Annotated in this window: 15 protein-coding genes and 1 tRNA gene; 5 read left to right on the top strand and 11 right to left on the bottom strand. The window is 68.8% G+C overall.

Annotated elements, in window-relative coordinates:
• Nucleotides 1-188: 188 nt before the first annotated feature.
• The 4 genes from QO010_RS11670 to QO010_RS11655 are packed head-to-tail and all read right to left on the bottom strand — an operon-like array spanning nucleotide 189 to nucleotide 4,585.
• Complete coding sequence (locus QO010_RS11670; protein ID WP_307349298.1) at nucleotides 189-1,034, bottom strand: enoyl-CoA hydratase/isomerase family protein; 846 nt, start codon at nucleotides 1,032-1,034, stop codon at nucleotides 189-191.
• Nucleotides 1,035-1,045: 11 nt separating this feature from the next.
• The gene (gene mmsB / locus QO010_RS11665) at nucleotides 1,046-1,945 is read right to left on the bottom strand and encodes a 3-hydroxyisobutyrate dehydrogenase (RefSeq protein WP_307349296.1); all 900 of its coding nucleotides are present in this window, start codon (nucleotides 1,943-1,945) and stop codon (nucleotides 1,046-1,048) included.
• On the bottom strand, nucleotides 1,942-3,087 hold the full coding sequence (locus QO010_RS11660; RefSeq protein WP_307349294.1) for an isobutyryl-CoA dehydrogenase: 1,146 nt from the start codon (nucleotides 3,085-3,087) through the stop codon (nucleotides 1,942-1,944). Before QO010_RS11660 ends, mmsB begins: the two co-directional genes overlap by 4 nt.
• 1 nt (nucleotide 3,088) lies before the next feature.
• A complete protein-coding gene (locus QO010_RS11655; RefSeq protein WP_307349292.1) occupies nucleotides 3,089-4,585 on the bottom strand; it encodes a CoA-acylating methylmalonate-semialdehyde dehydrogenase in 1,497 nt (498 codons plus the stop codon).
• A 101-nt stretch (nucleotides 4,586-4,686) separates the two neighbouring features.
• On the opposite strand from QO010_RS11655, the gene QO010_RS11650 reads away from it, so the two are divergent.
• Entirely contained in the window at nucleotides 4,687-5,583 is an 897-nt protein-coding gene (locus tag QO010_RS11650; RefSeq protein WP_307349291.1) for a LysR family transcriptional regulator, read from the top strand.
• 49 nt (nucleotides 5,584-5,632) lie between these two features.
• On the opposite strand, the gene QO010_RS11645 is transcribed toward QO010_RS11650, so the two are convergent.
• Nucleotides 5,633-5,707, bottom strand: a tRNA-Gly gene (locus QO010_RS11645).
• A 126-nt stretch (nucleotides 5,708-5,833) separates the two neighbouring features.
• On the opposite strand from QO010_RS11645, the gene QO010_RS11640 reads away from it, so the two are divergent.
• Both QO010_RS11640 and QO010_RS11635 read left to right on the top strand, forming a co-directional pair.
• A complete protein-coding gene (locus QO010_RS11640; protein ID WP_307349290.1) occupies nucleotides 5,834-7,081 on the top strand; it encodes a hypothetical protein in 1,248 nt (415 codons plus the stop codon).
• Nucleotides 7,081-7,683: an HD domain-containing protein gene (locus QO010_RS11635; RefSeq protein WP_307349289.1), complete on the top strand. Its 603-nt coding sequence runs from the start codon at nucleotides 7,081-7,083 to the stop codon at nucleotides 7,681-7,683. The genes QO010_RS11640 and QO010_RS11635 overlap by 1 nt, the downstream gene beginning before the upstream one ends.
• A gap of 19 nt (nucleotides 7,684-7,702) precedes the next feature.
• Here QO010_RS11635 and QO010_RS11630 read toward each other — a convergent pair whose 3' ends face one another.
• From QO010_RS11630 to QO010_RS11610, 5 genes are all read right to left on the bottom strand, one after another.
• Nucleotides 7,703-8,575: an alpha/beta fold hydrolase gene (locus QO010_RS11630; protein ID WP_307349287.1), complete on the bottom strand. Its 873-nt coding sequence runs from the start codon at nucleotides 8,573-8,575 to the stop codon at nucleotides 7,703-7,705.
• A 17-nt stretch (nucleotides 8,576-8,592) separates the two neighbouring features.
• On the bottom strand, nucleotides 8,593-8,790 hold the full coding sequence (locus QO010_RS11625) for a helix-turn-helix transcriptional regulator (protein ID WP_307349286.1): 198 nt from the start codon (nucleotides 8,788-8,790) through the stop codon (nucleotides 8,593-8,595).
• Nucleotides 8,787-9,188 carry a hypothetical protein gene (locus QO010_RS11620; protein WP_307349285.1) on the bottom strand — a complete coding sequence of 134 codons (402 nt, stop codon included), beginning with the start codon at nucleotides 9,186-9,188 and terminating at the stop codon, nucleotides 8,787-8,789. Before QO010_RS11620 ends, QO010_RS11625 begins: the two co-directional genes overlap by 4 nt.
• A gap of 133 nt (nucleotides 9,189-9,321) precedes the next feature.
• Nucleotides 9,322-10,341, bottom strand: coding sequence for a 2'-deoxycytidine 5'-triphosphate deaminase (locus QO010_RS11615; protein WP_307349283.1), 1,020 nt, complete (start codon nucleotides 10,339-10,341; stop codon nucleotides 9,322-9,324).
• A 61-nt stretch (nucleotides 10,342-10,402) separates the two neighbouring features.
• Nucleotides 10,403-10,612 (bottom strand): hypothetical protein, encoded by a 210-nt coding sequence (locus tag QO010_RS11610; RefSeq protein ID WP_307349282.1) that lies wholly within the window; start codon nucleotides 10,610-10,612, stop codon nucleotides 10,403-10,405.
• A gap of 180 nt (nucleotides 10,613-10,792) precedes the next feature.
• Here QO010_RS11610 and metZ point away from each other — a divergent pair, with 180 nt between their 5' ends.
• Nucleotides 10,793-11,989: an O-succinylhomoserine sulfhydrylase gene (gene metZ, locus QO010_RS11605; RefSeq protein WP_307349280.1), complete on the top strand. Its 1,197-nt coding sequence runs from the start codon at nucleotides 10,793-10,795 to the stop codon at nucleotides 11,987-11,989.
• 27 nt (nucleotides 11,990-12,016) lie between these two features.
• Nucleotides 12,017-12,448 carry a Co2+/Mg2+ efflux facilitator ApaG/CorD gene (apaG, locus tag QO010_RS11600; protein WP_307349279.1) on the top strand — a complete coding sequence of 144 codons (432 nt, stop codon included), beginning with the start codon at nucleotides 12,017-12,019 and terminating at the stop codon, nucleotides 12,446-12,448.
• Between the two features lie 108 nt (nucleotides 12,449-12,556).
• Here apaG and QO010_RS11595 read toward each other — a convergent pair whose 3' ends face one another.
• The gene (locus tag QO010_RS11595) at nucleotides 12,557-13,456 is read right to left on the bottom strand and encodes an Hsp33 family molecular chaperone (protein WP_307349277.1); all 900 of its coding nucleotides are present in this window, start codon (nucleotides 13,454-13,456) and stop codon (nucleotides 12,557-12,559) included.
• Nucleotides 13,457-13,486: the final 30 nt, after the last annotated feature.

Below are 13,486 nucleotides of genomic sequence, written 5' to 3'. Positions count from 1 at the left end.
CCAAGGCATGGACCGCCCTCCTCAAGAGCAAATCCAGCCAATGATGTGTCAGCTATGTCCCCGAACACCCGTCAGGCATGTCCCCGGTCCGTACAACAAGGCCTAGGATGACGGTGTTGGGGAGGGGTGTCTGCCGAGCCAAAACCGCGAAGTGCTGGCTTGGTGACATCGCTGAATGTCAATTGAGCCTACCCCTCGCCCTCCGTCCGATAATCCCCAAACCCGCCATCCCGCGCGTCGAGGGCCTGGGTCACGCTTTCGCGGAACTGGGCGAAGGTGGCGCGGGAGCTGGCGGTGGTCAGGGCCAGGGCCTGGATGTCCGTGCCGGCCCGGATGGCGGCGCGCAGGCCCATGACTTCCATGGCCCGATGGACGCTGCGCTTGTTCATCTGCTGGACGTCGGTGGGGGTCTTGGCCACCCGCTCGGCGATGGCCAGCACCTCGGCGTCCAGCTGCTCGGCCGGGAAGGCGCGGTTGGCGAAGCCGACCCGCACCGCCTCGAGCCCGTCCATGGCGTCGCCGGTCAGCATCATCTCCATGGCCGGCCGCAGCCCGCAGAGCCAGGGATGGAACTGGTTGTCGGGCGGGCTCATCGAGCGGACGGGCGGATAGCCGATCCTGGCGTCCTCGGCGACGTAGACCAGGTCGCAGGCGGTCGCCAGTTCCGAGCCGCCGGCCAGGCACCAGCCATGCACCTGGGCGATCACCGGCTTGGCCAGGTCCCAGATGCGGAAGGCCCCCTCGACCACATGCCGGGCCCACTGGCCGGGCCCGCCGGCGGTGGCGAACGGCAGGGGCTGGTGGCGGGCCTCGCCGGAGAGGTCGTAGCCGGCCGAAAAGCAGGTCCCGGCCCCGCGGATGATGATGACCCGCACCTCCGGATCGGCGTCGGCCGCTTCCAGCGCCTGGAAGACCTGGCCCCGCAACTCGTTGGAGAGGGCGTTGCGCTTGTCCGGCCGGTTGAGGGTCAGCCGCCGCACCATGGGCGCGGGATCGTCGATCAGCAGGATGGGCGTGGTCACCGACGAGGTCATGGGGCCTTCTCCTAGTTCAGGGTGTCGAGCCTGCCTCGCATCAGCTGCAGCACCGCGGAGAAATCGCGGCCGCCATGGCCCAGCCCGTCGAAGAGAGCGTAGAGCGCCTCGGCCTGGGCGCCCAGCGGCGTGGTCGCGCCGGCCTTGGCCGCCGCCTCCTGGGCCAGCTTGAGGTCCTTGAGCATCAGGGCGGTCAGGAAGCCGCCCTCATAGTCGCGGTTGGACGGGGCGGTGGGCACGGGGCCGGGCCAGGGGCAGTAGGTGGTCAGCGACCAGCACTGGCCCGAGGACTTCGAGGCGATCTCGAAGAAGCGCTCGCCGTCCAGGCCCAGCTTCTCGGCCAGGGCGAACGCCTCGCAGGTCCCTAGCATGGAGATGCCGAGCAGCATGTTGTTGCAGATCTTGGCCGCCTGGCCGGCCCCCGCCTCGCCGGCCCGGATCACCGCCCGGGCCATGGGGGCCAGCACCGCCTCGATGTCGGCGAAGTCTTGCTCGCGGCAGCCGACCATGAAGGCCAGGGTCCCGGCGTCGGCCGCCATGATGCCGCCCGAGACCGGCGCGTCGGCGAAGCGGAACCCCGCCGCCGCGGCCTGGGCGGCCACGGCCCGGGCGCTGTCGACGTCGATGGTCGAGCAGTCGATCAGCAGGGCCGCCTTGGGGGCGTTGGCCAGCACCTGCTCGGCATAGACCGCCCGCACATGCTGGCCGGCCGGCAGCATGGTGATGACGATGTCGGCGTCAGCGACGGCCTGGGCCACCGAGCCGGCGGCGGAACAGCCTGCCTCGACGGCCTTGGCCAGCGCCGCCGGCGACAGGTCGAAGGCGCTGACCTGCGCCCCCGCCTTGACCTGGTTGGCGGCCATGCCCAGGCCCATGTTGCCGACGCCGATGAAGGCGATACGTCCGCTCATTGTCTGAACATCTCCCGTCCGATGATGACCCGCATGATCTCGTTGGTGCCTTCGAGGATCTGGTGGACCCGCAGGTCGCGGACGATGCGCTCCAGGGGATAATCCTGCAGGAAGCCGTAGCCGCCGTGCAGCTGCAGGGCGTCGTTGGCGACCGTGAAGCAGGCGTCGGTGGCGAAGCGCTTGGCCATGGCGCAGAGCTTGGTGGCGTTGGGATCGCGGTTATCGAGAGCGGCGGCGGCGCTCCGGACCATCAGCCGGGCGGCCTCCAGGTCGGTGGCCATATCGGCGATCTTGAACTGCAGGGCCTGGAAGTCCTTCAGCGGCCGGCCGAACTGGTTGCGGGTCTCCATATAGGCCTTGGCCGTATCGAGCGCGAAGGCCGCCCCGCCCAGCGAGCAGGAGGCGATGTTCAGCCGCCCGCCATCCAGCCCCATCATGGCGAAGCGGAAGCCCTCGCCTTCCTGGCCGATGCGGTTGGAAACGGGGACCCGGACATTGTCGAAATTGACCTGGGCGGTGGGCTGCGAATTCCAGCCCATCTTGCGCTCGTTGGCCCCGAAGCTGAGACCCTCCCAGCCCTTCTCGACCACGAAGGCCGAGACGCCCTTGGCCCCCTCGCCGCCGGAGCGGGCCATGACCACATAGACGTCAGAGACCCCAGCGCCGGAGATGAAGGCCTTGGAGCCGTTCAGGACGTAGTGGTCGCCGTCCAGTTTCGCCGTGGTGCGCATGGCGGCGGCATCGGAACCGGAGCCCGGCTCGGTCAGGCAGTAGCTGGCGATCAGTTCCATGGTGGTCAGGCGCGGCAGGTAGCGCTGGCGCAGCTCGTCGCCGGCGAAGCGGTCGATCATCCAGGAGGCCATGTTGTGGATGGTCAGGTAGGCCGCCGTCGGCACGTCGCCGTAGCTCAGCGCCTCGAAGATCAGCGAGGCGTCCAGCCGCGTCAGGCCCGAGCCGCCGACATCGTCCTGCACATAGACCCCGGCGAAGCCCAGGCCGGCCGCCTGGCGCAGCACATCGACGGGGAAGAACTTCTCCTCGTCCCACCTGGCCGAGTGCGGGGCCATCTCGTCCCGGGCGAAGGCCAGGGCCATCTCCTGGATGGCGCGTTGATCGTCGGTCAGGGAGAAGTCCACGGCCACCCTACTTCATCGTCGGAATGACGAAGGCCGAGTCGTCGGTCATCCCCTCGGGCCAGCGCGCGGTGACGGTCTTGACCTTGGTCCAGAACTTCAGCCCCTCCATGCCGTGCTGGTTGGTGTCCCCGAACGCCGAGCGCTTCCACCCCCCGAAGGTGTGGTAAGCGACCGGCACCGGGATGGGCACATTGATGCCGACCATGCCGACATTGACCCGGGCGGCGAACTCGCGGGCCGCCCGGCCGTTGCGGGTGAAGATGGCCACGCCATTGCCGTACTGGTGGCTGGAGGGCAGGTCGAGGGCCTCCTCGAAATTGTCGGCCCGGACCATCTGCAGCACGGGGCCGAAGATCTCTTCCTGATAGGTCTTCATGCCCGGCTTGACGCCATCGAAGAAGCTGGGGCCGATGAAGAAGCCGCTCTCGTAGCCCTGCAGCTTGAAGTCGCGGCCATCGACGACCAGCTCGGCCCCCTCGTCCTGACCGATCTGGATGTAGTCGGCGATCTTCTGGCGATGGGCGGCGCTGACCACCGGGCCGTACTGGGCGTCGGCGTCGTTGGAGACCCCGACCTTCAGGGTCTCGATCTCGGCGATCATCCGCTTGCGCAGTTCATCGGCCACCGTCTTGCCGACCGGCACCACGACCGGCAGCGCCATGCAGCGCTCGCCGGCCGAGCCGAAGGCGGCCCCCGACAGGTCCTTGACCACCTGGTCGAGGTCGGCGTCGGGCAGGACGACGCCGTGGTTCTTGGCCCCGCCCATGGCCTGGACGCGCTTGTTGTGCAGCGTGCCCTGCGAATAGACGTAATGGGCGATGTCGCTGCTGCCGACGAAGCTGACGGCCTTGATGTCGGGATGCTGCAGGATGGCGTCGACCGCCGCCTTGTCGCCGTGCACCACGTTCAGGACGCCGGCCGGCGCCCCGGCTTCCATCATCAACTCGGCGAGGCGAACCGGGACCGAGGGATCCTTCTCGGACGGCTTGAGGATGAAGGTGTTGCCGACCGCGATGGCCACCCCGAACATCCACATCGGGATCATGGCCGGGAAGTTGAACGGGGTGATGCCGGCGACCACGCCCAGCGACTGACGCATGGAATAGACGTCGATGCCGGGGCCCGCGCCCTCGGTGTACTCACCCTTCAGGGCATGGGGGATGCCGCAGGCGAACTCGATCACCTCCAGGCCGCGCTGGATGTCGCCCTTGGAGTCGGCGATGACCTTGCCGTGCTCGCTGGACAGCAGTTCGGCCAGGTCCTGCATGTTGGCCTCGACCAGGCGCTTGAACTCGAACATCACCCGGGCCCGGCGCTGGGGGTTGGTCTGCGACCAGCCGACATGGGCGGCCGCGGCGGCGGCCACGGCCTTGTCCATCTCCGCCGAGGTCGCGAACTGCACCCGGGCCTGCACCTCGCCGGTGTTGGGGTTGAACACATCGCCATGGCGGCCGGACGCGCCCGTAAAGCTGGACCCGTTGATGAAATGGGCGATCTCGCGCATGGCGGCGCTCCTTAAGTCTGTCTGGCCTGAGCAGCTAGCATTGCCGGGCCGCGGCCCGTATTGCATTCTTGCCGGCATCAAGATGCAAAATTGCGGGACCTATGTTCGACTGGGATGATCTGAGGCTGTTCCTGGCCGCCGCCCGCGCCGGCTCGCTGACCGCCGCGGCCCAGCCGCTCGGCGTCGACGCCGCCACGGTGGGCCGCCGGGTGGCCCGGCTGGAGACCGCGCTGAAGGCGACCCTGTTCGTCCGCTCCTCCAGCGGCCTGCAGCTGACGGCGGCGGGCGCTCACCTGCTGGAGAAGGGGCTGAATGTCGAGGAGGCCATGCAGGCCGCCGCCGCCGCGGGCCAGCCGGATGTGGTCGGCGGCACGGTGCGGATCGGCACGGCCGAGGGCTTCGGCACGGCCATCCTGGCCCCGGCCCTGCCGGCCCTGAGACGGGCCCGGCCCGGCCTGCGGATCGAACTGGCGGCTACCTCGGAGCTGCTCTCGCCATCCCGGCGCGAGGTGGACCTGGCGGTCAGCCTGAGCGCCCCGGGCAGCCCCCGCCTGGTTGTCGAGCCGCTGACCCACTACCAGCTGGCCCTCTATGCCTCGCCCGCCTACCTGCAGGAATTCGGCGCGCCCGACCGGCTGGAGGCGCTGAGCGCCCACGCCCTGGTCGGCTATGTCGATGACCTGATCCATGCCCCGGAGCTGCGCTATTTCGACGAGCTGGGACCGGGCCTGCGCCCAACCCTCGCCAGTTCTTCCCTGCGCGCCCAGCGCGAGATCATCGCCGCGGGCGGCGGCATCGGCGTGCTGCCCTGCTTCCTGGCCCAGGGCCTGACCTGTGTCCTGCCCCAGACCCTGGTGCTGACCCGCCGCTTCTGGATCAGCACCCACCGCGACGTGGCCGCCACCGCCCGGGTGCGCGCCGTCCGCGCCTGGCTCAAGGACCTGGTCCAGGCCCGGGCGGCCGACCTGGCGCCGTTCGACCTGCCAGGCCGCCCGTAAAACCACGAGCGACCGTCCAGTTTGCCGGTGTCCGGGCGTTTGAAGAAACTGGAGCGGCCGGGGGGAATCGAACCCCCGACATTCAGCTTGGGAAGCTGACGTTCTACCTCTGAACTACGGCCGCGCCGGGAGGGCGCATGGCCCGTCCGAAGGCGGCGCAACATAGAGGTTTCGCCGTTGGCCGCAAGAGGCCGGGGCGGTGCTAGCCAAACCCGCAGCCGCCGGGCAAAGTCGGGCCGTGGGGGTGCGCATGCGTCTGTCTTCCTTCTGTATCGCGGTCGCCGGTTGGCTGGCGCTCTCGATCCCCGCCTGGGCCGGACCGCCCGAGGCGCGCCGGCTGGAGATTCCGATCAAGGCGGTGATGCTGGCCGACGGCGACATGCGTTTCACCGTGCCCGTCTCAGTCGGAGGCGGCCCCCCCTTCGAGGCGATGATCGACACCGGCTCCAGGGGCCTGCGTATCACCCCGGCGGTGACCCTGGCCCAGGCCTCGCGCTACGCCAAGACCGGCCGGATGGTTTCCACCCGCTTCGCCAACGGCCTGATCACCCGGGGCGAGATCGCCACCGCCGAGGTCGCCGTCGGCGAAGCGGCGCCGGCGACGGTCACCATCCAGGCCATCGAGAGTGTCTCCTGCATGGTCGAGCGGCCGCGCTGTGGGGTCGGCAACGCCACGCCCCAGGAGTATCGCATCGGCGGCATGGGCCCGACGGACGGCTTCGAGGCGGTGCTGGGCCTGGGGCTGCGGCTCAACAGCTTCGGCAACCCGCTGTCGGCGACGGCCAGCGGCCAATGGATCGTGGTGCTGCCCCGGCCCGGCGAGCCGGGGCCCGGCAAGCTGATCATCAATCCGACCGCGGCGGACAAGGCGGGCTTTGCCATGATGCAGCTGGAGCCGGCGACGTCCGACGACCAGCCGGAAAGCACCGGCTGGCTCGACGAGGAGCTTTCCGCCTGCCTGAGTTCAGAGACGGCGGCGGGCCGCAGCTGGTGCGGCGAGGCGGTGCTCGACACCGGCGCTCCCAACATCTACCTGCACGCCGCCGACGCGGCCCCGGAATGGCGCCGGGGCGAGGCGATGAAGGTCGAGCTGGGCCGGGGCGAGGTCGGCCTGACCTTCCGCTACCGCATGGACCAGGGGTCGGGCGCGGCCCTCTACCGCATCCCCCTGCTCGGCTCCGAGTCCGAGAAGCTCAATCTGGGCGTCCTGCCCTACTACTATTACGCGGTCTATTATGACGGCCGGGCCGGCGTGATCGGACTGAAGGCCCGTCCGCCGATGCCGCCGATGGCCACGCCGCTGGCGCCCCGGCCGCCCGCCGTAAGCGGGCCGGCCAACCGTCCCCCGTCCAGACGCGCCGCCCCCGCGCCGCCAGCCCCACCGATCGTTGGGCCGCCGGTCATCGTCGCGCCGCCGCGGCCCGCCCGGCAGATTGACGGCTGCGTCAACGGCGTCCAACGTGATGGCAACGCATGCCAGACCAAGGGAGCTAACTGATGGCCGACGGCGCTCACGGAACCGAACAACGGGCCGGCTTCCACGCCATGATCGACGGCACCGCCGAGGACTGGGGCAAGATCGCCGCCGCCTCGGTCGAGTTCGGCCGCGAACTGCCGACCCGCCTGGTCTCGCACCTCAACCTGCTGAAGGGCGACTGCGGCGGCTTCGCGGTCGACCGGCTGGAGCACAGCCTGCAGACCGCCACCCGCGCCCACAAGGACGGCCGCGACGAGGAATATGTCGTCTGCGCCCTGCTCCACGACATCGGCGACATCCTGGGACCCCGCAACCACGCCGACATCGGCGCGGCCATCGTCCAGCCCTTCGTCTCGGAGGCCAACCACTGGATGGTCGCCCATCACGGCATCTTCCAGGGCTACTACTTCTTCCACCACCTGGGCCTGGACCGCGACATGCGCGAGCAGTATCGCGGCCATCCCAGCTTCGAGCACTGCGCCCAGTTCTGCCACCTCTACGACCAGTCGGCGTTCGATCCGAACTACGAGTCGATGCCGATCGAGGCGTTCGAGCCGATGCTGCACCGGGTGATGAGCACGCCCAAGAACAGCATCTATCTGCGCAAGTCGGACGCGGCGTAAGCCGCGTCCGCGCTGTCCGCTACTTCAGGAACGCCTCGACCGCCGCCGCGAAGGCGTCCGGCTGGTCGAGCATGATGAAGTGGAAGCCGCCGTCGATGGCCTGCAGCTTCACTCCCGGCAGGGCGGCGTAGTTTTCCTTGTAGAGCGCGTCGACGCGGCCCTCGCCCATCACCGGGTCGCGGGCATAGACCACCGTCACCGGAACCGTGATCGCGGCCAGCTGCGGGCGCAGATCCGAGGTCATGATGTCGTAGGTCGCCTGGGCCATGACCTGGCGGTCGCTGGCGATGGCCCATTGCGCGGCCAGGGCCTGTGCGGCCGGCGTCTTGGCCAGCCGGGCCATGACCTGCGGCTGGCCGGCGTCGAACTGCGCCTTCGACATGGCCAGCATCTGGGCCTTGAAGGCGGTTGCCTGGGGTTCGACCTGGGCCACGGTGACACCCGGTCCGAACAGCACGCTGAAGAACGGCAGGGCGTCGACCACCATCACCTTGCCGACGTCGCCGGGGTGGGCGGCGGCCAGGGCCAGGGCGCTGTAGCCGCCCATCGAATGGCCGATCACCGCCGGATGGTCCAGCTTCTGGTCGCGGATATAGGCGTCGATCTCCTCGATCAGCGGCGCGACAACGGGGCCGCTGGCGTTGGGGCCCGGGGTTTGGCCGGCAAAGCCGTTGACCTGGATGATGTGCAGCCGATAGCGGCCCTCGAGCCGTTTGGCGGTGTCGTCCCAGACGGCCCGCGAGGAGGCCAGGCCCGGGATCAGGACGACGTCCGGCCCCTTGCCGCGCACCTCGACGGTGAAGCGGGTCGGCGTGGCCGCGGCCTGGCCGGCCAGGGCGAGCGGGATCAGCATGGCCGCCAGGGCGGCCAGGGTTTTCAGGAACTTGAACATGGGTGTCTCCGGGAGGTTTAGGCGGCGTCGTCTTGGAAAATGGCCTCGATCGGCTGATCGAAAAGCCGGGCTATGCGGAAGGCCAGCGGCAGGCTGGGGTCGTATTTGCCGGTCTCCAGGGCGTTGATGGTCTGGCGCGAGACTTCCAGTCGCGCGGCCAGATCGGCCTGGCTCCAGTCCCGCTCGGCGCGCAGGACCTTGAGGCGGTTCCTCACCGGTAGCGCAGCCGGATCAGCGGGGTGGCCAGGCCATAGGCGCCGCAGAAGATCGGACCGACGAGGAAGACCCACAGCCGGGGCGCCCCGGCATAGACCTCCAGCAGGCCCCAGACCGAGCAGATGGCCAGGGTGACGCCGATGCCCCAGAGCATGGACTCGACCAGCACGGTGCGCTCGAACTCGTCCTTTTCCTCGGCGAGATAGAGACCGATCACGGTGATGACCCCCAACAGGGGGATGCCGGGCGCGATGGCCAGGGCATAGGCGGCGACGCCGGTGATGTGGAAGTGGTCGAAGCTGTAAGTGGCCGCGAGGATCAGGGCCATATAGGCGGTCATGGTGAGCATGAACCGCCTGATGTAGCGCTTCTGGGCCGGGTTGAGGGGATGGCGCATGACGCGTCTCCTTGACGTGCTGACAAGGGCGCTTGTCACACAGGGGTGCGGGGCGCGTCAAGGGTGGTTGTCATTTTGTTTGGGGTGCTTTCCTCCCCCGTAGCGAAGCGTGCGGGAGGGGAAAGAAGGCCGCCTACTTCCAGGCCTTGAAATGCTTCGACAGCTTCAGCCCCTGACGCAGGTAGTGCGACCCGTCCTCGCCATAGAGCCGCGTCGGCCTGGCCGTCAGCGGTTCGTAGACCAGGCGGGCCACCGTCTGGCCGTCCTCCAGCAGGAAGGGCGTCTCGTGGCTGCGGACCTCCAGCACGCCCTTCGAGCCTCGTGAGTCGGTTTCCGCCGCCCCGAATCCGGGGTCGAAGAAGCCGGCATAGTGGACGCGGAACTCGCCCACCGAGGGGTCGATCGGGGTCATTTCGGCGGCCTGCAGGACGGGGATCTCGATGTCGTCCTTGGAGGCCAGGATGTAGAATTCGCCGGGATCGAGCAGCAGCTCGCCCCGCCGTGGCTCCAGCACTTCCCAGAAATCCCGGGGGTCGTGGCCGTCTTCCTTGTCCAGGTCGATGACCCCGGCGTGGCGGCGGCCGCGGAAGCCCGCCATGCCGGCCGACAGGTCGACCCCGACGCTGCGGGTGTCGAGCAGCGGTGGTTTGCCCTGTTTCAAACGCAGCTGGTTCAGCCGCGTGCCGGTCCGCACCAGGACAGAGAAGGTCTGCGGCGCGATCTCGACATACATCGGCCCGTCATAGCCCTCGGCCACGTCGTCGAAGGCCCGGCTGTGGTCGGTGAGCAGGCGCACGAAGACATCGACCCGGCCGGTCGAGCTCTTGGGATTGCCCCGCGCGGCGATGCCGGCCGGCAGCTTCAGCCGCTCCTGCACCTCGGCGATGTAGACGCAGCCGCGCTCCAGCACCGCGCCCTTGGTCAGGTCCAGTTCGTGCATGGCCACGTCGGCCATGCGGTCCGTAACCTTGCGGCCCATGCCGGGCAGGAACGAGGCCCGCACGCGCCAGACGCGTTCGCCCAGCCGCAGGTCCAGGCTGGCCGGCTGCACCTGGTCGGCGTCAAAGGGGGTCAGCGAGGCGATCGCGCCTTGGGCGATCAGGGCCTCGATCGATTGGCAGGGGAGAATCCCGGCGGGGGTGACGTCATTCATCGTCGGACCACAGTCGCGGTCCGAGCGTCCCGACGCAAGGATTTCTTGTGGTGGGGAAGGGCTAGTGACCCCCGCCGCCGCCCTTCTTGTGGTCGCCCACAACCCAGATCCCGGCCCCCACGCCGAACAACAGCACCGCGTCGCTCAAGGTGGCGACAGGCCTGAAGGCGGCCAGAAAGTTCTGCATCTGACCCGACAGGATCAGCAGCAGGACATTCAATGCCCCAAACACGCCCAATAGCGCACCGAATACCCGAAAGATCATGGTCATTGGCATAGCGTCCCTCCCTGCCTAGCCCCCGCGGGGACGTTAACCCTTTTCAGCCAAACCCCGCAATTGCCGTAACGTTGCAATCCGGGCGGATGAATTCCTCGCGCCGGGCGCGTTCGATGGTTGACCGGCGGGGGGCGTTTCCGGTTGATGCGGCTCGCTAGTATCGAGGAGCCGCCCATGGCCGAGAACCCCAACGACTGGGACCCCGCGACCAAGCTGATCCGCGGCGGGCTTTCGCGCAGCCAGTTCGGCGAGACGGCCGAGGCCCTCTACCTGACCCAGAGCTTCGTCTATGACAGCGCCGCCGACGCCGATGCGCGCTTCAGCGGCGAGAACCCCGGCTACATCTACAGCCGCTACGCCAACCCCACGACCAGCATGTTCGAGGAGCGGCTGGCCCTGCTCGAAGGCGCCGAATACTGCCGCGCCCTGGCCTCGGGCATGGCGGCGGTGCATGTCGCCCTGACCGGCCTGCTGCGGGCCGGCGACCATCTGGTGGCCGGGCGGGCGCTGTTCGGCTCCTGCCGCTGGATCTGCGCCGAGCTGCTGCCGCGCTTTGGGGTCGAGACCACCTTCGTCGACGCCACGGACCTGGACGCCTGGCAGGCGGCCATGCGCCCCAACACCAAGGCAGTGCTGATCGAGACCCCGGCCAATCCGCTGCTCGAAATCACCGACATCGCCGCCGTGGCCAAAATCGCCCATGCGGCGGGCGCCAAGGTGGTGGTCGACAACGTCTTCGGCACGCCGATCTTCCAGAAGCCCCTGACCCTGGGCGCCGACATCGTCGTCTATTCGGCCACCAAGCATATCGATGGCCAGGGCCGGGTGCTGGGCGGGGCGATCCTGGGGGCCAAGGACCTCTTGGAAGAGTCCTATCGCGACATCATCCGCCACACCGGCCCGGCCATCTCGCCGTTCAATTCCTGGGTGCTGCTCAAGGGCATCGAGACCCTGGACCTGCGGGTCCGCCGCCAGACCGAGACCGCCGCCGCTCTGGCCGACCAGATCGCCGACCACCCGGCCTCGGGCCGCACCCTCTATCCGGGCCGCGCCGACCATCCGCAGGCGGCCATCGCCCGGGCCCAGATGACCGGCTTTTCGAACCTGATCGCCTTCGACCTGGGAACCCGCGAGGCGGCCTGGCGCTTCCTGGATGCGCTCGAGATCGTCGACATCTCCAACAACCTCGGTGACGCCAAGTCGATGGCCACCCATCCCTCTACGACGACCCACCGGGCCATGCCCGAGGACAAGCGGCTCGAGATCGGCCTGACCGACGGCTATGTCCGCATGTCGGTGGGGCTGGAAGGCGCCGGCGACCTGGCCCGCGATGTCGGCCGGGCCCTGGATGCGGCCAGAGCCAACTCATGAGATGGGCCAATTCGTGAGCCCCAGATCATGAGACGGCCCTCCCGGCGCAAGAACCAGGACAGTCCTGTCTATGAGGCCCGCACGCGCGACGTGCTGGTGCGGGTGATCGTCAGCTATCTGCCGCAGGAATCCCTGCCCGAGGAGGGCAAGTGGGTCTGGGCCTACATGGTCGAGATCGAGAACCACGGGACCGAGACCGTCAGCCTGGTCACCCGCCACTGGCGCATCACCGACGCCCTGAACCGCACCGAGGCGGTCGACGGTCCGGGGGTGGTCGGCGAGCAGCCGATCTTGAAGGCGCGGGAGGCCTTCCGCTACACCTCGGGCACCTCGCTGCCGACGCCGTCGGGGACCATGAGCGGCACGTACTCCATGGTGCTGGACAGCGGCGAGCAGTTCGAGGCGCAGATTCCGGAGTTTTCGCTGCACCTGCCGGGGGCGGCGCGGAAGGCGCACTGAGCCGCTGCGGCGGCCATTTCGGTGACAGTTTACTTTATTCGCCCTCGGATCACCGGCCTGAGTGAGTGGGCTCAGAGCGAATAAAGTAAACTGTCACCGAAATTGCTCTCAGGCAGCGCCGCCGCCGATCTCATAGGTCCGCGAGCAGTACTCGCATGTCACCCGGATCTTCCCGTCATCCTCGACCATGTCGGCCCGTTCTTCCGGCGTGAAGCTCTCCAGCATCACCTCGATCCGCTCGGGCGAGCAGCGGCAGAAGGCGGCCAGGGCCTTGGGCTCGAAGACCCGCACCCCGTCTTCGTTGAAGAGGCGCCACAAAAGGGTGTCGGCCGGGACCAGCGGGTCGATCAGTTCGTCCTCGCCGGTGGTGGCGAACAGGGCGCGGGCCCGGTCCCAGACATCGTCGGTCGAGCCGCGGGCGGCGTCGGCGGCGACATACTGGATCAAGAGGCCCCCGGCCCGCCAGGTGGGGCCCTCGCCGGTGTCGACCTGGCCGACCGCCAGCTTGACCTTGGTCGGCACCTGCTCGGACTGGGCGAAATACTGCTCGGCGGCCAGGGCCAGGGTTTCGCCCTCGATGGGGGTCATGCCCTGGTAGCGCTCCATGTCGGGGCCCTGGTCGATGGTCATCACGAAGATGCCCTGGCCTAGCAGGGTGCGGGCCCCCGGGCGCACAAAGCCCTGGCTGGCCTCGGCCACGCGGTCGGCGTCATAGCGGCAATAGCCCCGGAAGGTTCCGGCGGTGTCGTAGTCGACGACCACATAGGCCACCGGGCCATCGCCCTGGGCCTGCAGGATCAACCGGCCATCGAACTTCAGGCTCGAGCCGACCAGGGCCGCCAGGGCGCAGGCCTCGCCCAGCAGGTTGGCGACGGGTTCGGGATAGTCGTGGCGGGTCAGCACCTCATGCAGCGCCGCGCCCAGCCTCACGATGCGGCCACGGACCGGGAAGCCCTCGATCTGGAAGGCGGCGACGAGATCGTCGGTAGGCTGGGAGAGGTCAGTCATGGGACGGCCCTAGATAGGGAGCCGCCGTGA

Origin of the sequence: Caulobacter ginsengisoli (genome assembly GCF_030814835.1) — a bacterium.
Lineage (GTDB): Bacteria > Pseudomonadota > Alphaproteobacteria > Caulobacterales > Caulobacteraceae > Caulobacter > Caulobacter ginsengisoli.
Note: the sequence above shows the minus strand (reverse complement) of the source record. Positions and strands in the feature narration are given on the sequence as shown.